Below are 25240 nucleotides of genomic sequence, written 5' to 3' on the forward strand. Positions count from 1 at the left end.
CCGGGCCGGCAACCGCCGGGCCCGCTGCGACCGGCCGGCGTCAGACGTTGCGCTCGTAGACCATCCGCAGGCCGATCAGGGTGATCATCGGTTCGTGGTGGGTGATGGTCCGGCACTCGTTGAGCACCAGCGAGGCGAGGCCGCCGGTGGCGATCACCGCCCGCACCTCGCCCAGTTCCTCGGTCATCCGCTCGACGATCCGGTCGACCTGCCCGGCGAAGCCGAAGTACAGGCCGGCCTGGAGGCACTCGACGGTGTTCTTGCCGATCACCGACCGCGGCCGGGTCGCCTCGACCTTGCGCAGCTGCGCCGCGCGGGCGGCGAGGGCGTCGAAGGAGATCTCGATCCCCGGGGCGAAGGCCCCGCCGAGGAACTCGCCCCGCTCGCTGATGACGTCGAAGTTGGTGGTGGTACCGAAGTCGACCACGATCGACGGGCCGCCGTAGAGGGTGTACGCCGCGAGGGTGTTGACCACCCGGTCGGCGCCGACCTCCTTGGGGTTGTCGATCGCGAGCTGCACCCCGGTCCGGACCCCCGGCTCGACGATCACGCTGGGCAGGTCGCCGTAGTAGCGGGCGAGCATGGTGCGCAGCGAGCGCAGCGCCGCCGGCACGGTGGAACAGGCGGCCACTCCGGTGATCTCGACGGCGTCCCCGGCGAGCAGGCCGCGGAACATCAGGCCCAGTTCGTCGGCGGTCGACCGGGCGTCGGTCTTGATCCGCCAGGAATGCACCAGCTTGTCGCCGTCGAAGGTCGCCAGCACGGTGTTGGTGTTTCCGATGTCGATGCAGAGCAGCACGCAGGCAGCCTAGACAACGGCCGTACGGGCGGGCGCGGACCGGCCGTACGCCCGTATCCTGGTTCCCATCGCGGCATGAACATGGGTCGATCCGCGGCGCGGCCGGACGGGGAGCGGACATGTCGGGGATGTGGTGGGCGCGCGGGCGCAACACGCTGCGCCGGCGTCGGCGGCACGTGCTCGTGCTGGCCGTCCTGGCCGGCGGCGCCATCTGGATGACCGTGCAGGCGTGGCAGGAGTCCCGCCGGGCGGCCGACAGCTTCTCCGGCGAGCTGTACCTCAACATCGGCGCCGCGCTGATCATGACCCTGCTGACGTACGTCGTGCTCAACCCGCTGTTCCGCGAACTCCAGACGGCGAGCATCATCGAGCACCCCCGGCTCGACCGCGACGCGCTGATCGAACGGGTCGCACGCTCCCGCGAACTCGTGGCCATCCTGGAGACCTGGACCAGCATGCTGGAGGGCCCGTACGCCCGCCGCTTCGTCGCCGCCCTGCGGTCCGCGCTGCTCAACGGCGCCACGGTCAAGGTGCTGCTGCTCGACCCGGACTCGCCAGCCGTCCGGCTGCGCGGCGAGGAGCTGCGCCGCCGGGACGCCTCGGTGGCGATCCTCGGCAACCTCTGGCACCTGGCCCGCCTCCACGAGGAGCTGTCCGAGTCGTCCCGGGCGCGCCTCCAGGTGCGCGTCTACAGCGCCGCCCCCTCGGTGCAGATGTACCGCTGGGACAGCAAGGCCTTCATCTCGTTCTTCCCCGTGCGCGGCAGCACGTTCGACACGCAGCAGATCGAGGCGTACGTCTCGACGCCGCTCGGCGAGTTCGTCGACGACCGGTTCGACGAGCTGTGGGACACCGCGCCCCTGCAGGACCTGGAGGCGTGTCTCAGCCTGCGGCTCTGCCTGCGCCAGGGTGGCCGCGACCTGGAGACCTGCGAGGCGCTCTACGTGCGCTCCGACGGCGACTGGTACATCGCGGGCGCCGACCTGGTGCGCAACGTGGCACGGCACGGCCTCGCCGGCCTCACCGTCGTCCTGGACCGGCCGGAGACGGCCGGCGAGGTCTTCTCGCTCGGCGAGGCGGACGAGCTGGCCCCGGAGGTCTACAACCGGGTGCTCGAACTCTTCCGGGCCAAGTACGGCCTGGACAGCCGGCAGGACACCGAGAACCGGGTGATCTTCAACCTGGCGAGCACCTCGCTCACCACGGTCTGAACGCCGCCGGGGCCGCGCACCGCGTGCCCCGGCGGCCCCGGTCAGTCGGTACGCAGGTCCAGCGCAATGTCCAGGATGGGCGAGGAGTGGGTCAACGCGCCCACCGACAGGAAGTCGACGCCGGTCGCCGCGTACCGGGCGGCCACCGCCAGGGTCAGTCCCCCGGTCGCCTCCAGCTCGGCCCGGTCACCCACGGCGCTCACCACCTCGGCCAGTTCCTCCGGGGTCATGTTGTCGCAGAGCAGAAAGTCCGCTCCCGCCTCCACGGCCTCCACGGCCTCGGCCACGGTGGTCACCTCGACCTGCACCGGCACGTCGGGGAACGCCGCCCGCACCCGCCGGTAGGCCGGCGTGATGCCGCCGGAGGCGAGCTTGTGGTTGTCCTTGATCATCGCGACGTCGTAGAGGCCCAGCCGCTTGTTGGTGCCGCCCCCGGCGCGCACCGCGTACTTCTCCAGGGCACGCAGGCCGGGCGTGGTCTTCCGGGTGTCGAGCACGGTGGCCTTCGTGCCGGCGAGCGCGTCCGCCCAGGCCCGCGTGTGCGTGGCCACCCCGGACATCCGGCAGAGCAGGTTGAGCGCGGTGCGCTCGGCGGTGAGCAGCAGCCGGGTGGGCCCGGTCACCGTGGCCAGCACGTCGCCGCGGGCCACCCGCTGGCCGTCGCGCGCCACCAGCGACACCGCGACCGTACCGTCGTCGCCGGTCACCTCGCCGACCAGCTCGAAGACCGCGGCGGCCACGGCCAGCCCGGCGACCACGCCGTCGGCCCGGGCGACCAGGTCGGCGGTGTCGGTCTGGTCGGCCGGGATCGTCGCGACGCTCGTGATGTCGACGAAGTCCGGCCCCAGGTCCTCGGCGAGGGCGTTGGTGACCACCCGGCCCACCTCGGTCGGGTCCAGGCCCGCGGCCCGCAGCTCCTGCTCCGTCGACTCCCTCATCGCGCGTCCTCCCACTGCTGTGTCAATCGCCCCTGTGTGCCGATCGCCTCGACCAGGTGCCCCAGCCACCGGTCGTCCGCCGTCGGGTGGTCCTCCCGCCAGTGACAGCCACGCGTCTCCTGCCGGGCGTACGCGGCCGCGACCAGCGTCGACGCCACGGTGATCAGGTTCGTGGCCTCCCAGTCGGCCATCCGCGGGCGCCCCCGGCCCGTGCCGACGTCGGTGAGCACACCGGCCGTGGCGGCGAGCGTCTCCGCCGAGCGGAGCACCCCGGCGCCGCGGGTCATCGCCCGTTGCAGCGCCGGCGTGCCATCCGCCGGCACCAGCCAACCCTCGCCACCCACCCAGGCGCCGGTCTCGGCTGGGCGCGCCTGCTCGGGCAGCCCGGCCGCGATGTCCTCGGCGATCCGGCGGGAGAAGACCAGCCCCTCCAGGAGCGAGTTGCTGGCCAGCCGGTTCGCGCCGTGCACGCCCGTGCAGGCGACCTCACCGCAGGCGTACAGGCCGGGGATCGACGTACGGCCCCGCAGGTCCGTACGGACGCCGCCGGAGGCGTAGTGGGCGGCCGGGGCCACCGGGATCAGGTCGGTGGCCGGATCGACCCCGATGGCCAGGCAGGACGCCACGATGGTCGGGAACCGCCGGGCCAGGAAGTCGCCACCGAGGTGGCGGGCGTCGAGGAAGACGTGGTCCTCGCCGGTGGCGAGCAGCACCCGGTGGATGCCCTTGGCGACCACGTCGCGGGGGGCGAGTTCGGCGAGTTCGTGCTGACCCACCATGAACCGCTTGCCGTCACCGTCCACCAGGTGGGCGCCCTCACCACGCAGCGCCTCGGAGACCAGCGGCTGCTGGGCGCGGCCGGCGCCGGGCGTCCGGGCGTGCTCCGGCACGATCAGCGCGGTCGGGTGGAACTGGACGAACTCGACGTCGGTCACGGCGGCCCCGGCGCGCAGCGCCAGCGCCACACCGTCGCCCGTGGAGACAGCCGGGTTGGTGGTGGCCGCGAAGATCTGACCCATCCCGCCGGTGGCCAGCACCACGGCCCGGCCCAGGATGGCGCCCACCCCCTCCTCGCTGCCCTCACCCAGAACGTGCAGGGTGATGCCGCAGGCCGGGCCGAGCCCGCCCGGGCCGTCGCCGGGGGCGCGCAGCAGGTCGAGCACGAGAGCGTGCTCGACCAGGCGGATCCACGGGTCGCGGCGGACCGCGGCGTGCAGCGCCCGCTGCACCTCGGCGCCGGTGGCGTCACCACCGGCGTGCACGATCCGGTCCGCCCGGTGCCCGCCCTCCCGGGTGAGCATCAGCGACCCGTCCGGGTTCCGGTCGAACTCGGCGCCGATCCGCATCAGCTCGCGCAGCCGGGTCGGCCCCTCCTCCACCAGGACGCGTACCGCCGCCGGGTCGCAGAGCCCCACCCCGGCGATCTCGGTGTCCGAGGCGTGCGCGGCCGGGGTGTCGGCCGGGTCGAGCACCGCGGCGATCCCGCCCTGCGCCCAGCGGGTCGAGCCGTCGTCGATGTTGACCTTGGTGACGACGGTGACGTGCAGGCCCGCCTCGCGCAGGTGCAACGCCGCGGTGAGCCCGGCCACGCCCGAGCCGACCACGATCACGTCGGTCGTCTCCACCCATCCCGGCGCAGGCGCGGTCAGCAGCCTCGGCAGGGCCGGCAGGTCGACGGTCGGAAGGTCCATGAGCACAGTCAACCCCGAACCGGGCTCACGAGAGGCGGCGGGGGCGGGACGAGTGGTTTCGGCTACCTCGTCCGCCGGCTGGTCAGCTCGTACGGACGGGCAGGCCGGCCGGGCCGGCGCCCCTGAGCGAGCGGGTCACCGTACGGTCGCTGAGCCACAGGTAGCAGCGCACCCCCCGGTCGCCGACCCGCCACCGCCCGGCGCCCGGGGGCCGTACCACCACGCCGCTGCGGAAACGCAGGTCGCCGTCGTCCGGTACGCCGACGTACCGGCCCAGGGCGCTGCGACACCCCGTGTAGAGCGCGGCCCAGTCGGCCTGCCGGGTCGGGTACGGGCCGTCCGGAGCCCGCCACACGCCGACGAACTCGGCGTCGTGCCGGACGCCGCAGTCGACCGGCACCAGCGCGTCCACGCCGCCGCCCCGGCCGCCCCGGGTCTGCTGGCAGCCGAGTCGCAGCGGCGACGGGCCCTTCAGCGCGTCGCGCAGGCTGCCCGTACGGACGACCACCGCGGCGGCCGCCTCGACGGTGGTCAGCTCGGACAGGTCGCACCGGTACCAGCGGGAGCCCGCCGCCCAGCCGGGCCCGGACGGGAGCGCCACGGACAGACGCAACCGCCCGGCCCGCCAGTCGTCGCCCACGTACCCGGTGGCCCGCGTGTCGCACTCGGCGAACGCGCCGCGCAGCTCGGTGGAGCCACCGGCCGGCGGGGCCGGCCACCCCACGGGAAAGGCGCCCACGTGCACGGTCTCCACACGGTGCGGCTCGGCGCAGTCGATCGGCTGGTACGCGGCGAGGGTCGCCACGTCGCGGAAGTCGGCGGCCTGGCACACCCCGGCCGCCGGGGTGAACGCCCCGGCGGCCGGCAGGGCGGGCCAGTCGTCGGTGAGGTCGCCGTCGCCGTCACCGGCCCCGCAGCCGGCGAGCAGCACGAGCGCGGTGGCGACCGCGAGCAGGACGGTCATCGAACGACGCATCGCGGCCTCCCCCAGGCACCGCCCGCCTCCCGGCAGGTGTGACAAGGGTAACCAGGAATGACGATCCGGTGACAGACCGCCCATCACCCGCGATCTTGCAGTTCCTGCCCCGGCAAACCGGGACGAAAGCCTCAGAACAGGGGCCGAAAGTGCAAGATCGCGGGGAACGGGGGGGTGGGTTACACCGCGGCGTACGGGTTCCGGACGGGGTTGCCCGCGGTTCCGGGGGCCGCCGTCGCCGGGTCGGCCGTCAGGTCGACCACCCGGTTGTCGGCGTCCACGTGCACCACCCGCGGCCGGTAGGCGCGCGCCTCGGCGTCGTCCATCTGCCCGTACGAGATCAGGATGACCAGGTCGCCGGGGTGCACGAGGTGCGCGGCGGCGCCGTTGATGCCGATCACACCGCTGCCCCGCTCGCCCGGGATCACGTACGTCTCCAGGCGGGCGCCGTTCGTGATGTCCACGATCGCCACCTGCTCGCCGGGGAGCAGGTCGGCGGCGTCGAGCAGGTCCTCGTCCACCGTGACCGAGCCGACGTAGTGCAGGTCGGCCTGGGTCACCGTGGCGCGGTGGATCTTCGACTTGAGCATGGTTCGCAGCATCGGGGTGGACCTTTCGCGGAAAAGCGGGGAGACGTCTCAGGAGCGGGGGGCGAGGCGGACCGGCATGTTGTCGATCAGGCGGGTGTTCCCGACCCAGGCGGCCACGAGCAGCCGGGCGGGCCCGCTGACCGGCCCCGGCTCGAGATCCGCGTCGGTCAGCACCAGGTAGTCGAGCTGGGCGCCGGGGGTGCCGGCGCCGAACGCCCGGTGCGCGGCAGCCAGCACGCCGGCGGCGTCCCGCCCCTGCTCGGCGGCCTCGACGCCGGCGCGCAGCGCGGCCGACAGGGCCAGCGCCGCGGCGCGCTCCGGCTCGGACAGGTACCGGTTGCGGCTGGACAGCGCCAGCCCGTCCGGCTCGCGCACGGTCGGGACGCCGACCACCCGGACCGGAACGTCCAGGTCGCGGGCCATCCGCCGGACCAGGGTGAGCTGCTGGTAGTCCTTCTCGCCGAAGAAGGCCAGGTCGGCGCGGGTGAGCTGGAACAGTTTCAACACCACGGTGAGCACACCGTGGAAGAAGCCGGGCCGGCTCTGCCCCTCCAGCTCCTCGCCGAGACGGCCCGGGTTGACCCGCACGCGCGGCTCACCCTCCGGGTACATCTCGTCCCGGCTCGGCGCGAAGACCACGTCCGCGCCGGCCCGCCGGCAGACCTCCAGGTCGGCGGCGAGCGTACGCGGGTAGCGGTCGAAGTCCTCGTTCGGGCCGAACTGGAGCGGGTTCACGAAGATCGTCACCAGCACGTGGTCGGCCTGCTCGCGGGCCGCCCGCAGCAGCGTCTCGTGGCCCTCGTGCAGCGCGCCCATGGTCATGACCACGCCGACCGTCCCGCTCAGCGCGGCCCGCGCCGTGGCCAGCTCCTCGCGCGTCGTCACCAGCTCCATACCGCGGCCACCTCCCGATCCCTCGTCAGCGCGTACCGGCCCGAACCCATTCCCGGACCGGTCACGCGGCAACTTCCCGCTGCGTACCGGCCAGGACGCCGAGCAGCGACGCGGCGTCGGCCGGGCGGAGGCGGCCGGCAGCGATGGCGCGGTCCGCCGTACGCCGGGCCAACGCCAGGTACGGCGCGACCGACTCGGGCGCGGTGGCGGCGAGCCGGTCGAGGTGTCGCTCGACGGTGCCCGCGTCACCGCGGGACACCGGGCCGGTCAGCGCGTCGTCGCCGAGGCGCAGCGCGTTCTCCAGCGCGGCCCGCAGCAGCGGCGCGAGCACCTTCTCCGGCTGGTTCACCCCGGCGTCACGCAACCGGTCGGCCGCCTCGTTGACCAGGGTCACCAGGTGGTTGGCGCCGTGCGCCAGCGCCGCGTGGTACAGCGGCCGGTCGGCCTCCCCGATCCACTCCGGCACACCGCCGAGGTCGGCGACCAGCCGGGCGGCCAGCGGCCGCAGGTCGGCGGGAGCGGTCACCCCGTACGAGATGCCGGCGAGCCGGCCGAGGTCGTCCGGGGTCCCGGTGAAGGTCATCGCGGGGTGTAGCGCGAGCGGTCGGGCGCCGACCGCGACGGCCGGGTCGAGCACGGCCAGCCCGTGCGCGCCCGAGGTGTGCGCGACCAGCTGCCCGGGGCGCAGCGCGCCGGCGTCGGCCAGGGCGCTGACCACGCCGGCCAGCGCGTCGTCCGGCACGGCGATCAGCAGCAGGTCGGTGGCGGCCCGGGCCACCGCGGTGGCGGAGCGACGGGGAACGGAGGGCAGCAGCAGGGCCAGGCGGGCCCGGCTCGCGCCGGAACCACCGGTGGCGGCCACCACACGGTGGCCGGCCGCGGCGAGCGCGGCGCCCAGGACGGCACCGACACGACCGGCTCCGAGGACGCCGACGGTGAGGGTACGGGGAGTGACGGCAGCCGGAACGCCCGAACGGGCGGGACCCGCGGTGGCGGCGGCCCGCGCGGGGGCGGCCGGTCGCGGGCGCAGCGGTGCGCTCATGACGACGATCCAGTCCTCGAGAAGGGGTACCGGTCGATGGCAAGTATGCGCCGGGGCAACGGGATCGAAACCCGGATGTGAAAACCTTCACCGCCGCGCCCGGCCGGCACCGCTGACCGTAGGGTCGGCACGGTGACGGACCCCGGACGAGGACGGAACTGATGCCGGTGCGGTGGCGGGAAGCCATGGATGGGGCCCTCTACGGCCCGGGTGGCTTCTTCGTGTCCGGTCCGGGCCCGGCCGGCCACTTCCGCACCTCCGTGCACGCGTCCCCCACCTTCGCCCGGGCCCTGCTCCGCCTGCTCGACCGGGTCGACGCCGCCCTCGGCCACCCCGACCGGCTCGACGTGGTCGACGTGGGCGCCGGGCGCGGCGAACTCCTGCGCGCGTTGGCCCGGGACGTGGCTCCGGCGCTCGCGGAGCGGCTGCGGCTCACGGCCGTGGAGGTGGCCCCGCGCCCCGGTGACCTGCCGGACGGCATCGACTGGGTCGACGAGATCCCGTACGGGATCGTCGGGCTGCTCGTGGCGACCGAGTGGCTGGACAACGTGCCGCTGGACGTCGCCGTGCACGGTGCGGACGGGTGGCGCTACCTGCTGGTCGATCCCGCGTCGGGTACGGAGAGCGTCGGCGATCCGGTCGACGCCGAGGACGCCTCATGGCTCGCGACCTGGTGGCCCGTGCCCGGCGAGCCGGCGCGGGCCGAGATCGGCCGGCCCCGGGACGAGGCGTGGGCCGACGCGGTGGGCCACGTCGACCGGGGACTCGCGTTGGCCGTCGACTACGGGCACGTGGCGCCGGAGCGGCCCTTCGACGGGACGCTGACCGGGTACCGGGGCGGACGGCAGGTGCCGCCGGTGCCCGACGGGTCGTGCGACATCACCGCCCACGTCGCCATGGACTCGGTCGCCTCCGCCGGTGAGCGGGTCGCCCGGTGCGCGTACGCCCTGGGGCCGCAGCGGGAGGCCCTGCGGGCGCTCGGGGCCGACGGCGGCCGACCGCCCCTGGCCCTGGCCGCCAGCGACCCGGCGGCGTACATCCGGGCGCTCGCAGCAGCGTCCACGGTGGCCGAACTGACCGACCCGGCCGGGCTCGGCGGCCACTGGTGGCTGCGGCAACCGGTCGCCGTCACGCACGATCCGCTCGTGGCACGATGACGGGCATGACCACCGACGCCGGGGACCTCCGCGAGCTGACCGTCGGCACCGGGGCCGGCCTGGTGGCGGGCACCGGCGGGGAGCAGCTCGGCACCGACATGGTGCTCAACATCGGCCCGCAGCACCCGTCCACGCACGGTGTGCTGCGGCTGAAGCTGGTGCTCGACGGGGAACGGGTGATCTCGGCCGAGCCGGTCGTCGGTTACATGCACCGGGGTGCGGAGAAGCTCTTCGAGGTACGCGACTACCGGCAGATCATCGTGCTCGCGAACCGGCACGACTGGCTGTCGGCGTTCTCGAACGAGCTGGGTGTGGTGCTCGCCGTCGAACGGCTGATGGGTCTCGAGGTGCCGGAGCGCGCCACCTGGCTCCGGATGGCCCTCGCCGAGCTGAACCGCGTGCTCAACCACCTGATGTTCCTCGGCTCGTACCCGCTGGAGATCGGCGCCATCACGCCGATGTTCTACGCGTTCCGGGAACGGGAGACCCTCCAGGCCGTGATGGAGGAGGTCTCCGGCGGCCGGATCCACTACATGTTCAACCGGGTGGGTGGCCTCAAGGAGGAGGTGCCGTACGGCTGGACCGGCCGGGCCCGGGCCGCCATCGGCGAGGTGCGCCGCCGGATGCCCGACCTGGACAACCTGATCCGGCGCAACGAGATCTTCCTGGCCCGTACGGTCGGTGTCGGCGTGCTCTCCGCGGCGGACGCCGCGGCGTTCGGCGCGTCCGGGCCGGTCGCCCGCGCCTCCGGCCTCGACCTGGACCTGCGCCGCGACGACCCCTACCTGGCGTACGACGAGCTGGACGTTCCGGTGGTGACGCGCACCAGCGGCGACTGTCACGCCCGGTTCGAGGTGCTGCTCGACCAGGTGTACGCCTCGCTCGACCTCGCCGAGCAGTGTCTCGACCGGGTCGACCGGCTGACCGGGCCCGTCAACACCCGGCTGCCGAAGGTGGTCAAGGCCCCGGAGGGCCACACCTACGCGTGGACCGAGAACCCGCTCGGCATCAACGGCTATTACCTCGTGTCACGGGGCGAGAAGACGCCGTGGCGGCTCAAGCTGCGCACCGCCTCGTACGCCAACGTGCAGGCCCTCGCCACCCTGCTCCCGGGCTGCCTGGTGCCGGACCTGATCGCGATCCTCGGCTCGATGTTCTTCGTGGTCGGCGACATCGACAAGTAGCCGGCGCGAGGCTGGATCGGCGTGTTGGCTCGGGGTGTCGGCGCCCTGGTTGATCTGGCGGGCACACGGCCGCCGGGTTGCCCCGGCCGTTCCTGTCGAGCTGCCCCAGATCTGGGGCGGTCGTGAATCGGTCCGCTCACCGCGCGACGCCGACGCGGCGCACCCAGATCCGGGACCCGTAGCGAATCGACCGCTCGCAGGGGTTGCGCCGGTGCGGCGTGCCCCATATCTGGGGCAGCTCGACAGCGTCCGCCGGACGGTCGCGGGCTGCCCCGCCACGCCAGCGGCCCACCGAGGCGGGGTGGGTCAGCGCCAGCGGGTGCCGCCCGCGCGGGGCGCATCGTCGTGCGGCGGGTACCCGTAGTGGTCCTCGTCGGCCCGCGCCCGCCGGCCCACCCGCTCCGGCTCGACGTCCGGCGCCGACTGGTAGCCCCGCTGTCGCGGCGGCCGCCACTCGTCCGGCACCGGAACCCCACCGGCCGGCAGCGCCGCGCGCTCCTCCGGCTCGGCCCAGCCGGCCCGCCGTCCGGCGTCGCCGCCCCGACCGTACGTGCGCGGCTCGTCCCGCGGCGGATCGTCCCAACGGGGCTCGTCCCGGCGGGGCTCGTCCCGGCGGACCGACGCCCAGCGGTCGGCGACCCGGTACTCGGTGCCGCTCGCGTCGGCGTGCACCTCGGCCCGGCGTTCACCCATCCGCAGCTCCTGGCCACGGTCGTCGTCCCGCACCGAGGCCCAGCGGTCGCCCGCGCGCAGCTGCGACCAGTACTGGCCGGTGTCGTCCGGCTGCGCCGGCCGGTCGGCCCGCTCCTCCGGGTCGTCCCAGCCCGCCTCGCCAGCTCCGCCGCGCTGCCGCGGCCAGCTCCGCTCCTCGGCCGGCGCGGACCAGGACCGCTCGTCGCGCCGGCCGGCCCAGCCCCGGTCCTCGCGCGGGTCGTCCCAGCCCGGCTCGTCGCGGGAGTCGCCGTACGCCGCCCACCGCCGCTCGTCGCCCGGGCGGGAGCGCTCGTCGCCCTGGTGGGAACGCTCATCCGCGCCGGCGTACCCGGACCAGGACCGCTCCTCAGGGCCGCTGCCGGCGCCCGACCACCGGTCCTCGGCGCCGCCCCAGGACCGCTCGTCCGCGCCGGGTGACCAGCCGCCCGTGTACCCGCCGCCGTAACGCACGCCGGTCGGCTCGGAGTGGCCGCCGTCCACGATGGTGTGCCGGGTGGTGACGTGCACCGTCTCGGTGTGCCGGACCATCCCCACCGGGCGCGGCGCCGGCTCCGGCCGGCTGTCCTGCTCGGGCGGGCGGGACGCGCCGTACACACCGGGCGGGGCCGCGGCGCCGCGCTCACCGCCGTACTCGGCGGAGCCGGCCCGCTCGGCGCCGTACACCCCGGCGGCCGGGCGTTCCGCGCCGTACTGGGCGGACGCCGCGCGGCTACGGGCGGGAGGAGCGTCCTCGTCGGGCTCCGGGACGGACACCCGGGCGCGACCCGCGCCGGCCGGCTCCTCGGCGCCGGACAGGGCGGCGCCAGTGGCGTCGAGCCGCCGGCGCACCGCGGCGACCGCCTCCTGGGCCCGCTGGGCCTGGTCCAGCGCCTGGTTACCGCGCTGGGCCGCGGCCACGATCTCGCCCCGCAGCTCCCGGCGGAGCTGCTCCATCTCGTCCAGCACTTCCTCGACGCGCGCCTGCCCGCCGTCGCCGTCGCTCCGCAGCGCGATCGACAGCCCGATGAGCACCACGGCCACGATGGCGAGCACCGCGGCGAAACGCAGCGGGCCGTTGCCGTCCGCCACCAGCAGGATCAGCGCCGCCACCGGTGCGAGCCCCACGCCGATCCAGAAGAGCACGGTCAACAGTCCGGGACTGCGCTTGGTGTCGGGGGCGGACATGGCTGTGCAGCCTACCGAGAGTTGCCTTCCGTGGGAACGGGCCCAGACCGCCCCTCCCGGACCGGTCGCCGGCCGCCATCCGGGGTTCACCGGCCGTTCACCCTCGTACGCCGACGGCCGGCCATCGGTGGCTGCGGGCCACCGACGACCGGCCGTCGTCGGGATGCGGGACGTTCGCCCGCCGGAAGGCTCAGCCGGCGGCCAGGGCGCCGTCCGAGGAGAGGACCAGGCCCACGCTGGCGCTACCGGTCTTCAGCGCGTTCTTGGTCTGCGGGCCACCAGCGTCCAGCGAGCTGAACGAGCCGGCGTTGAAGTTGTAGACCTGGACCAGGCCGGCCTGGCAGGTCACCCGCTGCGGGCACTCCGGCGGCCCGGCGAGCACCGTGTCCTTGCCGGAGCACTTGCTGGCCAGGTCCGACAGGGTGCGGACGCCGTACTTGTCGGCGAACGCCGTGGTCACCGCGAAGGCATTCTGGTCCTGCGCGGCGGACGGGGCACCGAAGGTGATGCCCACCTTGTCGCCGGCGGCCTTCAGAGCGGCCACCGTCTTCTCGATGTCCGGCGACGAGGCCTGCGGCGCGCCCTGCCCGTTGGCCTTGGTGTTGAGGAACTCGGCCATGCTGGCCGCGTACTCCGGGATGACCTGGATCTCGCCCTTCTCCAGGGCCGGCTCGTAGAGCTCCCGGTTGCCGATCTGCTGCACCCGCACCTGGTAGCCGGCGGAGGTGAGGGCGATCCGGTACAGCTCCGCGAGCGTCTCGCTCTCGCTGAAGTTGCCGGCGCCCACCACGATCTGGCCACCGGGGCCCTTGGCGATCCCGGCCGTCAGGTTGTTGGCCGAGGCGAACTCCTCGGCGGCCGCCTTCGGCGTCTTGCGGTCGACGTCGACCGCCTTGTTGAGCTGGATGAGCTTCGGCGTGTCCAGTGCGCCGGACACCTTGTCGAGTGCGGCGATCAGCTGCGGGTTCGCCGCGTCGGCGTTGATCGCCGGGATGACGTTGTCGCTGTTCTGGAGCTTCTTGTCGTCGTCGAGGACCCTCAGCTGGTCACCCGCGACCGGGGCGCAGCCCGCCCCGCTCGCCGCCTGCGACGGAGCCTCGGTGCCGGAGGAACCGGCGTCACCGCAGCCGGTCAGCAGCCCGGCGGCAGCGAGGGCCGCCGCCGCGCCGACGGCCAGCCGTGTACGTGCGCGCATTTTGCCCGCCTTCCGTGTCCCGGCGCGACCCGTTCGGGCCGGCCGCGTGTCCGACGGGCGATCCATTGATCGGCCGCCCGCGATTGTCCAGCCAACATCCTCCACACCGGTACGACAACCGCAGGCGAGGTTCGTCACCGGATCGTCACGTCGACGTCAGCAATGCCCGTTTCCGGGGCCGCATCCGCTCCCGGGTTGTGACGGAGGTCGCTCAGCCGCCGGTCACGGCGTCCGCGGCCCGGCGGCTCGCGCCACGGCGGGCGGCGCGCAGCGGGCGCGGGGTGACGATCCGCTCGACCAGCGCCAGCACCACCTCCACCAGCACGGCCAGACCCGCGACCAGCAGCCCGCCGGCCAGGATCTGCCCGCCACCGGCGGCGATGTCCAGCCCGAAGCCGGCGCGGATGATCTGGCCCAGCCCGCCGCCGTTGACGAACGAGGCCAGCGCGGCGGTCGCCACCACCTGCACGGTCGCCGTCCGGAACCCGGCCGCCAGGTACGGCACGGCGAGCGGCAGCTCCACCCGGCGCAGCACCTGCATCCCGGACAGGCCCATGCCGCGTGCCGCGTCCCGGGCCTCCGGGTCGGCCTGGCGCACCCCCGTGTACGCGTTGGCGAGCAGCGGCGGCACCGCGAAGACGGCCAGCGCCACGATCACGGACGGCTTGCCGAACCCGAGGAAGGTCAGCGGCAGGATGGTGAGCAGGGCCAGCGTGGGGACCGCGAGGGTGACGTTGGCCACCAGCACCACGAGGCCGCCGCCCCGGCCGGTGTGCCCGAGCCAGAGCCCGATCGGCCAGGCCACCAGGCAGCCCAGCGCCACGGCGGCCGCGGAGAGGACGAGGTGCTCGCCGAGCCGGTCCAGGACCCCGCCGGGGTTGGTCCAGTTCAGCGGGTCGTTGAGCCAGAGGTACGCCTGCTCGATGATGCTCATGACGCCCTCCTCGCGAGCCAGGGGGTGAGCAGGCGGCCGATCCCGGCGAGGATCAGGTCCAGTACGAGGGCGAGCAGGACGCAGAGCACAGTCCCCGTCATGATCTGCGCCTTGAAGAAGTTGTTCTGGAAGCCGCCGAAGATCAGCTGGCCGAGCCCGCCGCGCCCCACCACCACGCCGACGGTGACCAGCGCCACGGTCGACACGGTGGCCAGCCGCAGGCCGGTGATGATCCCCGGCAGGGCCAGCGGAAGGTCGATCCGGAACAGCCGGGCCCACCGCCCGTACCCCATGCCCTCGGCCGCCTCGCGCACCTCGGGCGGCACCTGGGTGAGCCCGGCCACCGAGTTCCGGACGATCACCAGCAGCGCGTAGAGCACCACCACGCTGAGCACGGTGACCGCGCCGATGCCCAGGTAGGGCGCGATGAACGCGAAGAGCGCCAGCGACGGGATCGTGTAGAACACCCCGGTGACGGCGAGGATCGGGCCGGCGAGGGGCCGGAACCAGTACGCCGCCACGGCCAGCGGCACCGCGATCAGGGCGGCGATCAGCACGGCCCGGGCCGTGAGCGAGGCGTGGTCACGCAGCGCGGCGAGGATCGTGTCAGAGTTGTCCCGCACGTACTGCCAGGAGAACCACGGATTGCCCGGGTCGGCCCGGTAGCTCAGGCGGAAGGACATACGTGGACGTTACCCCGGACACCTCCGGCGCCGGTGGGCGCGCGACGGGCGATGCGGCGCGCGCGGCGTCGATCACCCTCGACGCGGTACGCAAGCGCTACCCGGACGGCACCGAGGCCGTACGCGGGCTGAGCCTCGAGATCAAGGCCGGTGAGCTGGTCGTGCTGATCGGGCCGTCCGGCTGCGGCAAGTCGACAGTGCTCCGGATGATCAACCGGCTGATCGAGCCCACCGGCGGCCGGATCCTGCTCGGCGACGAGGACGTCACGCAGGCCGACCCGGTGCGCCTGCGGCGGCGGATCGGCTACGTCATCCAGAACGTCGGGCTCTTCCCGCACCAGACGGTCCGGGCCAACGTGGCGACCGTCCCCCGCCTGCTCGGCTGGTCCCGGGACCGCAGCCGCGAGCGGGTGGACGAGCTGCTGGAGCTGGTCGGGCTCGACCCGGGCACGTTCGGCGGCCGCTACCCGCACGAGCTGTCCGGCGGGCAGCGGCAGCGGGTCGGGGTGGCCCGGGCACTCGCCGCCGACCCCGTGGTGCTGCTCATGGACGAGCCGTTCTCCGCCGTCGACCCGATCGTCCGGACCCGGCTGCAGGAGGAGTTCCTGCGGTTGCAGGCCGAGGTGCGCAAGACCATCGTGCTGGTCACCCACGACCTCGACGAGGCGGTCCGGCTCGGCGACCGGATCGCGGTGCTCTCCGAGGGCGGTCACCTGGAGCAGTACGACTCCCCGGCGGCGCTGCTCGGCACGCCGGCCACGCCGTTCGTCCGCGAGTTCGTGGGCGCCGACCGGGGCATCCGGCGGCTGGTGGTCACACCGGTCGGCCGGGACGTGCTGGACCCGGTGCCCGCCGACGGCACCCCGGACGCGCCGGCCGTCCCGCTGGGCGGTTCGGCGTACGACGCGCTCGCCGTGATGCTCACGTCGGCCGCGGACCGCGTGGTGGTCACCGACGAGGGGCGACCGGTCGGCGTGCTCGACCGGCGGCGCCTGCTCGACCTCGGCCGGGCGGACTGAGCCGACCGGTCAGGCCCGGCCGCCGAGGCTCGCCGTGCCGATGATCCAGCCGGTGAGGAACCCGTAGCTGGCGCCCGCGGCGGCCGTCTGCAACGCGGCGAGCAGCGACGGGCCCGGCCCGAGGAAGACCCCGAGCAGGCCGGCGAGCCCGCCCGCCAGGACGTACGCCGCCCAGCCGGAGAAGAACTGGCTGAGCCCGCCGGGCACGCGGGCCACCTGCGTGGCGGGCAGCAGGTAGAGCAGCCCCGCCGCGAAGATCAGCAGCAGGATGGCCCGCAGGTCGGCCGCGAGCACGCCGCCGGCCTGGTCGCCGGCGTCGAACCGCCAGGCCGGCCAGGCCAGCAGCCGCAGGTACCAGCCGCCGGCCGAGTTCGGGTCGGTGTGGGTGCCCGCCCAGCCGGTGAAGGCCGGGCTGCCGCAGACGGCCACGAGCACGAGCGCGGCGAGCGCGCCGGTGCCCGCCGCCGTGCCGTACCGGCTGATCGCGCCGGTCCGGTTGGTGAGCGCCATGTTGTCGTCCGTTCCGGCCCGTCGTGCCGGGCCGCCCCGCCTCCGCGCGACCGCGTCAGTGCTTCATGAGGTAGTCGATGAAGGCGGCCCGCAGCAGCGGGGCCGACTCCTCGTACCCGTGGCCGGTCAGCTCGCGCCAGAGCGCGGCCGCCTCGTCGATGGTCGGCCCGACCGTGTTGGGCGCGCCGTCCAGAACGGTGGCCTCGTCGGCGTTCGGCAGGTGGCGCAGCACCGACCAGAAGAAGCCCACGTCACGCCGCTCCCGGGCGAGCCCGAACGCCCGCTCCCTCAGCTCCTCGGTGGACAGCGCGTCCAGTTCCTCGAACGAGCGGCCGGTCGGGGTGGCAGGTGTCTCGGTCATGCCGCCGAGCCTAACCGTCGAGATCACGTCCGGCCCGTCGGACGTGGCACGGGACTCAGCGGTCGTCGTCCCACCGGCGCGGCTCGGTCTCCCACCGGGGCGTCCGCCACGGGTCCACCGGCGTCTCCGGCGAGGGGGTGGGCATGGCGGGCGGCCAGTCGTCGACGGGGCGCGGCCGGGGCATCTCCCAATCCGAGCCGATCGTGGTGGCGTCGGTGGCCGGTTCGGGGACGTCCGTGCCGGCCGAGCCGGGCCGGCCGTAGCGCTCGACGAGCCGCGTGACCACCAGCCCGACGCCGAGCGTCACGCCGCCGACCGCCCAGCGGCTCACCGACCAGCCGCGCGCCTCGGCGTACGTGAGGAACACCGCCACCAGGCCGACCGCGAACAGGGTGCCGAAGATGCCGCCGCGCCGGCCGTAGGCGCTGGTGCCGGCGAGCAGGGCCACACCGACCGCGACCACCGTCCAGTCGATCCCGGCGGTGGGCGCCACGGGACCGGTGCCGTTCGCCGCGATGAGGATGCCGGCCAGCGTGGCCAGCACGGTGGAGCAGACCAGCGCGCCCGCGGTGACCACGGCGGCGACTCCGCCGCGCCGCCGCGCCGGGTCGGCGACCGGACGGTACCGGCCGGCCAGCCGGCGGATCGCCCGGATCGCGCCGAACAGCCCGCCGAGCACGGCCACCGCGGCGAAGCCCGCGAACAGGTAGTAGGCGTGTCGGCGCGGGTCGTACTCGCCCTGCAGGAGCACGGGGGCGGACCGCCGCTCGATGTACACGACGACACCCGCCGCGCCGGCCAGGCTCGCCGCCCAACCCGGGACGTGCAGCACCACCACGGCGAGGGCCAGGAGCAGACCGGCCACGGCGGCCACCGCGGCGGCCGGCGCCACGGCGGCCACCACACCCCGGTCGCCCTGCTCGGCGAAGTGCAGCCCCGCGGCGACCGCGACCGGGCCGATGGCGAGGTTCACCGCGGCCGTACGCAGGCTCAGCCCGGCGGCGAGGGCGAGCAGGCCGAGCCCGGCCACGTCGACCAGGAGCGACCGCAGTCCGTCCCCGCGCAGGACGTCCGGGTCCTCCTGCCAGAGCAGCCAGGTGACGGCGGCCAGCCCGACCAGGAGCACCAACTCCCAGCCGAGGTGCACGCCCACGCGGTCACGGCCGGGCTCGCCGTGGTTCGGGTCGTCGAAGACGTTCTCGAGGACGGCGGCGGGCACCCCGGACGAGGGCTCGACCGATCCGTTCGGGCCCGGTTCGTCGTACCGCATGGCGCCGCCTCCCCTGGCCGCTCGTCCAGGTCCGACGCGCGGCGGACCGTCGGCGGGCCGTTGCTCTCCGGTCGGAGGCACCGTACCTGCGTCGAACGCCGTACGTAACCCCCCGGCCAGCGCCCGCCCGCGCCGCGGCAACTCAGCGTTGGCCGGGGCGGCTCTCCCGCTCGTCGGGCTCGCGCTCGTCCTCCGGGCGCTTCGGCACCCGGCAGGACCGCTCCAGCCACAGGGCGGCGGCCACCAGGGCGAGGGAGGCGAGCAGGCCGCCGCCGGCGGGCGCCCGGTCCTCGATGGCGGCCCGCGTGGACTCGACGAAGAGCCAGGCGGTCAGGCCCGCGTAGAAGCCGGCGAAGATGGCGCCGGCCAGGGCGGATGCCTTCGCCAGCACCACGAACCGCGCGACCATGAGGGCGTTCACCGGCGCCCGGCCCGGCCGGCGGTCGATCCGGCCACGGGTGTTGATGGCGGCGTACCCCTCGAGGACGGCGAGCGCGGCCAGCGTGACCACCGGCAGCCAGGGCAGTCGGGGGATGCCGCTGTAGTAGAAGGTGCTGATCAGCAACCAGGCCACCGCGGCGGCGGCCAGACCGGCCACCACCAGGGTGGAGATCCGGGTCGGGCCCATCCGCGAGCGGTCCGGACCCGCCCCGCCGGGCGGTGGGGACTGCGCCTGCGTCATGCCGGCCGGCTCCGCTGGGTCATGCCGTCGACTCTATCCCCAGATCCGGCCGGGGACGCAGTTCCAGCGCGTCGGCGGCGACCGGACCAGCCGTGAGCAGGTCGGTCAGCCAGCCGTGGCCGGGCAGCCGGCCGTACGGCTGGATGTCGATCCACGGGCGCAGCACGAACGCCCGCAGGTGGGCGCGGGGGTGCGGCAGGGTCAGCTCCGGGTCGTCGCTGAGCACCGGCTCGTCGTCGTCGCCCCAGACCGCGATGACGTCCACGTCGAGGGTGCGGGGGCCGAACCGCCGCTGCGGGTCGCGCGTCCGCCCGGCCGCGCGCTCCGCGGCCCGCGCGCGCTCCAGCCAGTCGTACGGTGTGGCGGCCGGGTCCTGGGCGAGCAGCACCGCGTTGAGGTACGCGGGCTGGTCGGTGTCCCCCCACGGTGGAGTCTCGTAGACGCCGGAGACCACCAGCACGGCGTCACCCAGCGCGGCGACCGCGGAACGCAGGTGGGCCAGCCGGTCGCCGAGGTTGCTGCCGAGGGAGAGGACGGCGCGGGTCACCGGGCACGCGTCCGGGTCATGGTGACGGCCACGTCGGTGAAGGTGTGCGGCACGGGGGCCTCCGGCTTGTGCACGGTCACCGTCGCGCTCCCCACGCGGGGGTCGGCCAGGCAGACCGCGAGCAGCCGGTCGGCGAGCGTCTCGATGAGGTTGACGGGCTCGCCCGTCACCACGGCGACCAGCCGCTCGGCCAGTTCGCCGTAGTGGACGGTGTCCGTCACGTCGTCCGACCGGGCCGCCGGCCCGAGGTCGAGGTCCAGCACCACGTCGACCACGAAGTCCTGCCCCTGGGCGCGTTCGAAGTCGTACACCCCGTGGCGGCCGTGGGCCCGCAGCCCGGTCAGCATGATGCGGTCGCTCACCGCTGCCCCTTCCCGGCGGCCACCGGCCGCGCCTCCGGCCCCGCGCCGGCCGTCGTCACCAGGCGCGGAGCGCCGGTGGCCCGCCAGACCGCGAGCGCGTCGGTGGTGGCCCGGACGTCGTGCACGCGTACCCCCCACGCGCCCGAGGCCACGGCGAGCACGCTGGTGGCCACGGTGGCGGCCTCCCGCTCTCCCGTCGGCCGTGGTGTGCCGTCCGGTGCGGCCAGCAGCCGGCCGAGGTACGACTTGCGGCTGGCGCCGAAGAGCAGCGGGTAGCCGAGGTCGAGCAGCTCGGGCAGGCGGGCGCTGAGCTGCCAGTTGTGCGTGGCGGTCTTGGCGAAGCCGAGCCCCGGGTCGATGACGATCCGGTCGGGGGCGACACCGGCGCGCAGTGCCTCGTCGACCCGCTGGCCCAGCTCGGCCCGGACGTCGGCGACGACATCGGTGTAGACGGCCAGGTCGCGCATGCCCCGGGAGTGTCCCCGCCAGTGCATGAGCACCCACGGGCAGCCGGCGTCCCGGACCACGCGGGCCATGTCGGGGTCTGCCAGGCCGCCGGAGACGTCGTTGACCACGGTCGCGCCGGCGGCCAGCGCGGCATCCGCGACCCGCGCCCGGCTGGTGTCGATGCTGATCGGTACCCCGGCCGCGGCGAGCTCGCGGATGACCGGGACCACCCGGGCGGCCTCCGTCGCGGCGTCCACCCGGTCCGCGCCCGGCCGGGTGGACTCGCCGCCCACGTCGACGAGGTGCGCGCCCTCGTCGCGTAGTCGGACGCCGTGTCCGACGGCGGCGTCGAGGTCGGCGTACCGTCCGCCGTCGGAGAAGGAGTCGGGCGTGACGTTGAGGACGCCCATCACCACCGGGGCCGGGGCCCGTACCAGATCGGTCACGACTAGACGGTACCGGTCGTCGGCGGGGCCTCCGCCGGCCCGGGTGGACCCCTCTCACACCACCCCTGACATGCACATTGGAACAGGTGTACGATCGGTCGTCCGGGTCGTATCGGGCAGCCTCTTCGCGGGTTGTCGCATTCCGGGGCGGCCCGTACGCTGTGGAATTGCCCAGCATCGAGATGGCGAAGCTTGGAGGGAGGGCCGAAGCGGGAGGAAATCGCCCAAAACTCGCCACGCTCCGTGGTGAGTAACGAGCGCAGGGTCAGCTGCGCTGCGCCCTAACAGCACATTTCCCGCCAGGCTTGCCTATTGCACCGCCGCGGCGCCGCCGGCCGCGATTTGGGGAGGTTTCAGTGATCGCCATCGAGCTCATGGAGACGGCGTCCTCCGGCGTCGCCCACGCGCTCTCCGCCCTGGCGTCGACTCCACTCGCCGAGCCGGCGCCGAAGGGGATCGACACAGAGGGTGTCGTCACCTTCTTCGCCAGCAAGGTCGCGCCGATCCTGCTCGCCGTCCTCGGCGTCATCTTCATCGGCCGCGCCAGCCGCGGCGAGATCTCCAAGGTCCTGACCAGCTCCGCCATCGCGATCGTGGGGCTGGCCTTCATCGCCGGAGCGGCCACACTCTTCTTCGTCGGCGACTACCTGATCGACCTGATCTTCGAATAGGCGCGGGCACGACATGCGGCTGCGCACCGACGACGACATCTACCGGGCACGCCTGGTCTACCTCGGGCCGCCCGGCTACACCCTTCCCGTCCACCTGCCGTACGCCCAGTACGGGCTGTTCATGCTGCTCGTCCCCCTCTACATGTTCGTGCACTGGCTGTTCACGTTGCAGGTCGAGCTCTTTCCCGCCTGGGAGATCGCGCTCGCCATCGTGACCACGTCATTCATCTTCCGGTACGTCGACCCCGACCGGCCCGCGCGGATGGTGATCCGCACCGCGCTGACCGACTGGCGGCGCACCCGGGAGCCGGCCGCCGAGCAGCGAGACCCTCGCCTGGTCGGCAGCGGGATCAGGATCCGGGAGGAACTGGCATGACCTGGCGTACGCCGACGGGGCGGTCACACGACGCGGGTGAGGCGGTCTGATGAGTCGCTCTTCCACGCCGGGTTCCCCGGCCGGCCGTCCGGCCGCACCGGGTGGTCACCGTGCGCGTTCGTTCGACTACCCAAACGTCGAGGAGTCCGACGAGACGGCGCTCGACCCGGCACTGGCCACGTCGCCGGGGCACGGTGGTGTGGGTGTCTTCCAGGCGCCGCGACCGGTGCCGCGCCGGCCCTCGCCGGCCGAGCCGGCCGCGCGACCGGCTCCGCCCACCGGGGAGAGCCAGGACATCGACTCGCCGTTCCTCGATCTCTTCGGCGCGCCGCGCCCCGGTTCGGCCCGCCCGCTCGCGCCGCCGCGCGGCGCCGTCCGGGAGCACTCGCCGATCCCGCAGCAGCCCGCCGCGATCGACCCGCCGCCCGCCGGCCCGGTCGCCCCTGCCGCGCCGCGGCTTCCCGCCGCCGAGCCGTCCACCGTCGAACGGCCGGCGCGGGAGCCCGCGGCCCAGCCGGGCGGCGACGCGCCCGAGCCGGCGCGGTCCCGGGTCCCGCACCAGGCCGGTGACCGGTTGCCCGCGCTCCGCCCCCCGGCCGACCCGGAGCCGGCGGCGGAACGTGCCGCGCCCGTGCCGGCGCCGCCGGCGGCGCCGCGCGAGCCCGACCCCCGGGCGTCGCTGGAAGCCCGACCGGAGCGCATGACGCGGCGGTCGACGAGCCGCGAGGTGGCCCCGCCCCGACAGCGCGCGCCGGAGCGGCGGAGCAGGCCGGACAAGCCGGTCAGGCCCACGCGCGTCAAGGCTCCGAAGATCAAGTTCGGCGACCGGGACCCGGCCGTCGAGCTGGCGATCACCGAGATCGCCGGTCACCTGACCTTCACCCCGAACACCGTCACGGCCTGGTACTGGCTGCCGGAGGTCCGGTGGGCGTTCCGGCCGGACGCCGAACGGGAGGCGCTGCTCTCCGCGATCGCCGAGCAGTACGCCGGGCTCGCCGGCTTCCGCCTGCACCTGCGCCGCACCACGCGGCCGTTCCCGGCCGACGAGTGGGCCCGCACCATCGACGCGCACACGGTCGCCCCGCTGCCCGACGTGCCCGGCACGCCGAGTTGGGCCGACCACCTGGTCGCGGCGCAGCGCCACCTCATGTCCGTCAACCACGCCGAGGGGCAGACCTACCTCGGTGTCACCTTCGCGCGCCGCTCGCTCGGCGACTCCCTCAGCGAGCGGTTGCTGCGCGCGTTCGGCCGCGGCACGGCCGAGGGCGAGCGGCGCCGGCTGGGCCGGACGGTCGAGCAGTTCGACGAGGTGCTCGGCGCGTTCGGCATGCGGGGCCGGCGGGTCAGCGCGCAGGAACTGGAGTGGCTGCTCTACCGCTCGGTGGCGCTCTGCATGTCGCCGCCGGGCACGCTGTCGCCGGTGACCGACGGCCGCTGGGAACGCGGCGACCTGCTCGCGCTCACCGAGCAGATCGAGCGCTACCGGACGCCGTACGGCTCGACGGTCAAGCTGGTCAACCGGATGACCGGCGAGGAGCGGCACGTCGCCGTACTGGCCGTGGGCCGGATGGAGCCGCTGGAGATCCCCGAGCGGCACGAGCCGTGGCTGCACTTCCACGAGCGGCTGCCCTGGCCCATGGAGATCTCCACCCGGGTCGACATCCTCGGTTCGGGCGACTCGTTCCGCAACCTCGAACACCGCCTCCGCATGATCCGTTCCCAGCAGCTCGACTACGCCGAGCACGGCATCGACGCCCCGCCAGAGCTGGAACGGCTCGCCAAGCGCGCGCTCGTGATCGGCGACGAGATGACCACCGGCCTGCCGGTCGACTCGGCGCGCGCGCACGGCTGGCACCGCCTCGCGGTGGGCGGCCGGACGCGCGAGGAGTGCCTGGAGCGGGCCCGCCGGCTGATCCAGCTCTACTCCCGTGAGCTGCGCATCTCGCTCCAGCACCCGAAGAACCAGGACTGGCTGGCCCGGGAGTTCATCCCGGGCGAGCCGATCGCCAACACCGGCTACGTGCGACGGATGCCGGTGTCCCTGCTCGCCGCCGCGCTGCCGCAGGCCGCGTCCACCGTCGGCGACCGGCGCGGCGACCTGATCGGGCGCACCGCGGGCACCTGCCGCCGGCCGGTCTTCCTCGACCTCCACTACCCCATGGAGGTCCGCGAGCGCTCCGGCCTCGGCGTCTTCGTGGCCGAGCCGGGCGGTGGCAAGTCCACCCTGCTCGGCGCACTGGGCTACCTGGCCGCCCGGCGGGGCGTCCAGGTGACGCTCCTCGACCCGTCCGGCCCGCTGGCCCGCCTCTGCGCGATGCCGGAACTGCGCCCGTACTCCCGGGTGCTCAACCTCACCGGCTCCGAGCACGGCACCCTCGCCCCGTACGCGCTGATCCCCACACCGAGGCGCACCGAGTTCAGCACCGGCGCGGCCGGCGACCGGGAGTTCGAGATCGCCGTCTCCAACGCCCGCGCCGAACGGCGCATGCTCGTGCAGGACATCTGCATGATGCTGGTGCCCCCGCAGGTGGCCCGCGAGGCGTCCACCGCCACCCTGTTCCGGCACGCCGTACGCCAGGTGCCGGCCGAGGAGACGTCCACCCTGGACGACGTGGTCACGACGCTGAGCCAGCTCGACGACGACGCCGGCAAGGAACTCGCGAACCTGCTCCTCGACACCGCCGAGATGCCGCTGGCCATGCTCTTCTTCGGTCGTCCGCCGGAGGGGATGCTCGGCCCCGACGCGGCGCTCACCGTGATCACCATGGCCGGCCTGCGGCTTCCCGACCTGAAGATCGAGCGCGAGTACTGGTCCGCCGAGGAGGCGCTCGCCCTGCCGATGCTGCACACCGCGCACCGGCTGGCGGTCCGGCGCTGCTACGGCGGGTCGATGTCGTCCCGCAAGCTCGTCGGCCTCGACGAGGCCCACTTCATGGAGGGCTGGCGCTCAGGCCGCTCGTTCCTGGTCCGCCTCGCCCGCGACTCCCGCAAGTGGAACCTCGCGGCGCTCGTCGCGTCGCAGAACCCGCGCGACATCCTCGGCCTCGACGTGCAGAACCTGGTCTCGACCGTCTTCGTGGGCCGCATCGCGGAGGACAGCGAGATCGCCTCCGAGGCGCTACGGCTGCTGCGGGTGCCGGTCAACGACGGCTACGAGGCCACCCTCGCCTCCCTCTCCACAGCCGACGCCACATCGGCCTCCCGCCTCGGCTTCCGTGAGTTCGTGATGCGGGACGTCGACGGGCGGGTCCAGAAGGTCCGCGTGGACGTCTCGTACGTCGACGGGCTGCTCGACCACCTCGACACCACGCCCGCCGCGGTCGCCGCGGCCACCGGGGTGCTGCCGAGCGTTCCCCTGCCGGATCTGGAGGCGTGAC

25 protein-coding genes are annotated in these 25240 nt (G+C 74.4%); 7 read left to right on the forward strand and 18 right to left on the reverse strand.

Features of this window, described 5'->3' with window-relative positions; translation table 11 throughout:
- Positions 1–40: 40 nt before the first annotated feature.
- On the reverse strand, positions 41–799 hold the full coding sequence (locus D7193_RS21125; RefSeq protein WP_120781192.1) for a type III pantothenate kinase: 759 nt from the start codon (positions 797–799) through the stop codon (positions 41–43).
- A 119-nt stretch (positions 800–918) separates the two neighbouring features.
- Between D7193_RS21125 and D7193_RS21130 the strand changes: the two genes are divergently transcribed.
- A complete protein-coding gene (locus D7193_RS21130) occupies positions 919–2010 on the forward strand; it encodes a hypothetical protein (RefSeq protein WP_147434424.1) in 1092 nt (363 codons plus the stop codon).
- A gap of 41 nt (positions 2011–2051) precedes the next feature.
- Here D7193_RS21130 and nadC read toward each other — a convergent pair whose 3' ends face one another.
- From nadC to D7193_RS21160, 6 genes are all read right to left on the reverse strand, one after another.
- Complete coding sequence (nadC, locus tag D7193_RS21135) at positions 2052–2948, reverse strand: carboxylating nicotinate-nucleotide diphosphorylase (protein WP_120781194.1); 897 nt, start codon at positions 2946–2948, stop codon at positions 2052–2054.
- Positions 2945–4639: an L-aspartate oxidase gene (locus D7193_RS21140; protein WP_120781195.1), complete on the reverse strand. Its 1695-nt coding sequence runs from the start codon at positions 4637–4639 to the stop codon at positions 2945–2947. Before D7193_RS21140 ends, nadC begins: the two co-directional genes overlap by 4 nt.
- 82 nt (positions 4640–4721) lie before the next feature.
- Positions 4722–5615, reverse strand: coding sequence for a septum formation family protein (locus D7193_RS21145; RefSeq protein ID WP_120781196.1), 894 nt, complete (start codon positions 5613–5615; stop codon positions 4722–4724).
- Between the two features lie 179 nt (positions 5616–5794).
- On the reverse strand, positions 5795–6217 hold the full coding sequence (gene panD / locus D7193_RS21150; RefSeq protein WP_120781197.1) for an aspartate 1-decarboxylase: 423 nt from the start codon (positions 6215–6217) through the stop codon (positions 5795–5797).
- Between the two features lie 36 nt (positions 6218–6253).
- On the reverse strand, positions 6254–7099 hold the full coding sequence (panC, locus tag D7193_RS21155; protein WP_120781198.1) for a pantoate--beta-alanine ligase: 846 nt from the start codon (positions 7097–7099) through the stop codon (positions 6254–6256).
- A gap of 61 nt (positions 7100–7160) precedes the next feature.
- Positions 7161–8141 (reverse strand): Rossmann-like and DUF2520 domain-containing protein, encoded by a 981-nt coding sequence (locus tag D7193_RS21160; RefSeq protein ID WP_120781199.1) that lies wholly within the window; start codon positions 8139–8141, stop codon positions 7161–7163.
- A gap of 161 nt (positions 8142–8302) precedes the next feature.
- Between D7193_RS21160 and D7193_RS21165 the strand changes: the two genes are divergently transcribed.
- Together D7193_RS21165 and D7193_RS21170 are read left to right on the forward strand one after the other, a co-directional pair.
- Positions 8303–9298 carry an SAM-dependent methyltransferase gene (locus D7193_RS21165; protein WP_120781200.1) on the forward strand — a complete coding sequence of 332 codons (996 nt, stop codon included), beginning with the start codon at positions 8303–8305 and terminating at the stop codon, positions 9296–9298.
- Positions 9295–10482: an NADH-quinone oxidoreductase subunit D gene (locus tag D7193_RS21170; RefSeq protein ID WP_174242686.1), complete on the forward strand. Its 1188-nt coding sequence runs from the start codon at positions 9295–9297 to the stop codon at positions 10480–10482. The genes D7193_RS21165 and D7193_RS21170 overlap by 4 nt, the downstream gene beginning before the upstream one ends.
- Before the next feature lie 306 nt (positions 10483–10788).
- On the opposite strand, the gene D7193_RS21175 is transcribed toward D7193_RS21170, so the two are convergent.
- From D7193_RS21175 to D7193_RS21195, 4 genes are all read right to left on the reverse strand, one after another.
- Positions 10789–12360, reverse strand: coding sequence for a hypothetical protein (locus D7193_RS21175; RefSeq protein ID WP_147434425.1), 1572 nt, complete (start codon positions 12358–12360; stop codon positions 10789–10791).
- Between the two features lie 190 nt (positions 12361–12550).
- Complete coding sequence (locus tag D7193_RS21185) at positions 12551–13555, reverse strand: glycine betaine ABC transporter substrate-binding protein (protein WP_120781204.1); 1005 nt, start codon at positions 13553–13555, stop codon at positions 12551–12553.
- Between the two features lie 211 nt (positions 13556–13766).
- Entirely contained in the window at positions 13767–14489 is a 723-nt protein-coding gene (locus D7193_RS21190; RefSeq protein ID WP_120781205.1) for an ABC transporter permease, read from the reverse strand.
- The gene (locus tag D7193_RS21195) at positions 14486–15172 is read right to left on the reverse strand and encodes an ABC transporter permease (RefSeq protein ID WP_120781206.1); all 687 of its coding nucleotides are present in this window, start codon (positions 15170–15172) and stop codon (positions 14486–14488) included. Before D7193_RS21195 ends, D7193_RS21190 begins: the two co-directional genes overlap by 4 nt.
- Positions 15173–15174: 2 nt before the next feature.
- Between D7193_RS21195 and D7193_RS21200 the strand changes: the two genes are divergently transcribed.
- Positions 15175–16191 carry an ABC transporter ATP-binding protein gene (locus D7193_RS21200; protein WP_120781207.1) on the forward strand — a complete coding sequence of 339 codons (1017 nt, stop codon included), beginning with the start codon at positions 15175–15177 and terminating at the stop codon, positions 16189–16191.
- Positions 16192–16200: 9 nt separating this feature from the next.
- Here D7193_RS21200 and D7193_RS21205 read toward each other — a convergent pair whose 3' ends face one another.
- The 7 genes from D7193_RS21205 to folP form a co-directional block, all read right to left on the reverse strand.
- Positions 16201–16701, reverse strand: a complete 501-nt coding sequence (locus D7193_RS21205; RefSeq protein WP_120781208.1) for a hypothetical protein — start codon at positions 16699–16701, stop codon at positions 16201–16203.
- A 55-nt stretch (positions 16702–16756) separates the two neighbouring features.
- Positions 16757–17062 (reverse strand): hypothetical protein, encoded by a 306-nt coding sequence (locus D7193_RS21210; protein WP_120781209.1) that lies wholly within the window; start codon positions 17060–17062, stop codon positions 16757–16759.
- Between the two features lie 55 nt (positions 17063–17117).
- Positions 17118–18332 carry an ABC transporter permease gene (locus tag D7193_RS21215; RefSeq protein WP_120781210.1) on the reverse strand — a complete coding sequence of 405 codons (1215 nt, stop codon included), beginning with the start codon at positions 18330–18332 and terminating at the stop codon, positions 17118–17120.
- A 142-nt stretch (positions 18333–18474) separates the two neighbouring features.
- Entirely contained in the window at positions 18475–19014 is a 540-nt protein-coding gene (locus tag D7193_RS21220) for a DUF3180 domain-containing protein (protein WP_120781211.1), read from the reverse strand.
- Between the two features lie 19 nt (positions 19015–19033).
- The gene (folK, locus tag D7193_RS21225; RefSeq protein WP_120781212.1) at positions 19034–19561 is read right to left on the reverse strand and encodes a 2-amino-4-hydroxy-6-hydroxymethyldihydropteridine diphosphokinase; all 528 of its coding nucleotides are present in this window, start codon (positions 19559–19561) and stop codon (positions 19034–19036) included.
- Positions 19558–19923 carry a dihydroneopterin aldolase gene (gene folB / locus D7193_RS21230; RefSeq protein ID WP_120781213.1) on the reverse strand — a complete coding sequence of 122 codons (366 nt, stop codon included), beginning with the start codon at positions 19921–19923 and terminating at the stop codon, positions 19558–19560. Before folB ends, folK begins: the two co-directional genes overlap by 4 nt.
- Entirely contained in the window at positions 19920–20816 is an 897-nt protein-coding gene (folP, locus tag D7193_RS21235; protein ID WP_120781214.1) for a dihydropteroate synthase, read from the reverse strand. The genes folB and folP overlap by 4 nt, the downstream gene beginning before the upstream one ends.
- A 356-nt stretch (positions 20817–21172) precedes the next feature.
- On the opposite strand from folP, the gene D7193_RS21240 reads away from it, so the two are divergent.
- Genes D7193_RS21240 through D7193_RS21250 form a run of 3 tightly spaced genes read left to right on the forward strand, consistent with a single transcriptional unit; the run spans position 21173 to position 25239 of the window.
- The gene (locus D7193_RS21240; RefSeq protein ID WP_120781215.1) at positions 21173–21487 is read left to right on the forward strand and encodes a hypothetical protein; all 315 of its coding nucleotides are present in this window, start codon (positions 21173–21175) and stop codon (positions 21485–21487) included.
- A 13-nt stretch (positions 21488–21500) separates the two neighbouring features.
- Positions 21501–21863, forward strand: a complete 363-nt coding sequence (locus D7193_RS21245; RefSeq protein ID WP_120781216.1) for a hypothetical protein — start codon at positions 21501–21503, stop codon at positions 21861–21863.
- A gap of 49 nt (positions 21864–21912) precedes the next feature.
- A complete protein-coding gene (locus D7193_RS21250) occupies positions 21913–25239 on the forward strand; it encodes an ATP-binding protein (protein ID WP_120781217.1) in 3327 nt (1108 codons plus the stop codon).
- Position 25240 lies beyond the last annotated feature (1 nt).

Origin of the sequence: Micromonospora costi (assembly GCF_003626655.1) — a bacterium.
Lineage (GTDB): Bacteria > Actinomycetota > Actinomycetes > Mycobacteriales > Micromonosporaceae > Micromonospora > Micromonospora costi.

What these genes read in the sequence shown, in the direction of transcription:
- D7193_RS21130 (WP_147434424.1), top strand. Translation starts at nt 919, where the DNA reads ATGTCGGGGATGTGGTGGGCGCGCGGGCGCAACACGCTGCGCCGGCGT.
- nadC (WP_120781194.1), bottom strand. Translation starts at nt 2,948, where the DNA reads ATGAGGGAGTCGACGGAGCAGGAGCTGCGGGCCGCGGGCCTGGACCCG.
- D7193_RS21140 (WP_120781195.1), bottom strand. Translation starts at nt 4,639, where the DNA reads ATGGACCTTCCGACCGTCGACCTGCCGGCCCTGCCGAGGCTGCTGACC.
- D7193_RS21145 (WP_120781196.1), bottom strand. Translation starts at nt 5,615, where the DNA reads ATGCGTCGTTCGATGACCGTCCTGCTCGCGGTCGCCACCGCGCTCGTG.
- panD (WP_120781197.1), bottom strand. Translation starts at nt 6,217, where the DNA reads ATGCTGCGAACCATGCTCAAGTCGAAGATCCACCGCGCCACGGTGACC.
- panC (WP_120781198.1), bottom strand. Translation starts at nt 7,099, where the DNA reads ATGGAGCTGGTGACGACGCGCGAGGAGCTGGCCACGGCGCGGGCCGCG.
- D7193_RS21160 (WP_120781199.1), bottom strand. Translation starts at nt 8,141, where the DNA reads ATGAGCGCACCGCTGCGCCCGCGACCGGCCGCCCCCGCGCGGGCCGCC.
- D7193_RS21165 (WP_120781200.1), top strand. Translation starts at nt 8,303, where the DNA reads ATGCCGGTGCGGTGGCGGGAAGCCATGGATGGGGCCCTCTACGGCCCG.
- D7193_RS21170 (WP_174242686.1), top strand. Translation starts at nt 9,295, where the DNA reads ATGACGGGCATGACCACCGACGCCGGGGACCTCCGCGAGCTGACCGTC.
- D7193_RS21175 (WP_147434425.1), bottom strand. Translation starts at nt 12,360, where the DNA reads ATGTCCGCCCCCGACACCAAGCGCAGTCCCGGACTGTTGACCGTGCTC.
- D7193_RS21185 (WP_120781204.1), bottom strand. Translation starts at nt 13,555, where the DNA reads ATGCGCGCACGTACACGGCTGGCCGTCGGCGCGGCGGCGGCCCTCGCT.
- D7193_RS21190 (WP_120781205.1), bottom strand. Translation starts at nt 14,489, where the DNA reads ATGAGCATCATCGAGCAGGCGTACCTCTGGCTCAACGACCCGCTGAAC.
- D7193_RS21195 (WP_120781206.1), bottom strand. Translation starts at nt 15,172, where the DNA reads ATGTCCTTCCGCCTGAGCTACCGGGCCGACCCGGGCAATCCGTGGTTC.
- D7193_RS21205 (WP_120781208.1), bottom strand. Translation starts at nt 16,701, where the DNA reads ATGGCGCTCACCAACCGGACCGGCGCGATCAGCCGGTACGGCACGGCG.
- D7193_RS21210 (WP_120781209.1), bottom strand. Translation starts at nt 17,062, where the DNA reads ATGACCGAGACACCTGCCACCCCGACCGGCCGCTCGTTCGAGGAACTG.
- D7193_RS21215 (WP_120781210.1), bottom strand. Translation starts at nt 18,332, where the DNA reads ATGCGGTACGACGAACCGGGCCCGAACGGATCGGTCGAGCCCTCGTCC.
- D7193_RS21220 (WP_120781211.1), bottom strand. Translation starts at nt 19,014, where the DNA reads ATGACGCAGGCGCAGTCCCCACCGCCCGGCGGGGCGGGTCCGGACCGC.
- D7193_RS21245 (WP_120781216.1), top strand. Translation starts at nt 21,501, where the DNA reads ATGCGGCTGCGCACCGACGACGACATCTACCGGGCACGCCTGGTCTAC.
- D7193_RS21250 (WP_120781217.1), top strand. Translation starts at nt 21,913, where the DNA reads ATGAGTCGCTCTTCCACGCCGGGTTCCCCGGCCGGCCGTCCGGCCGCA.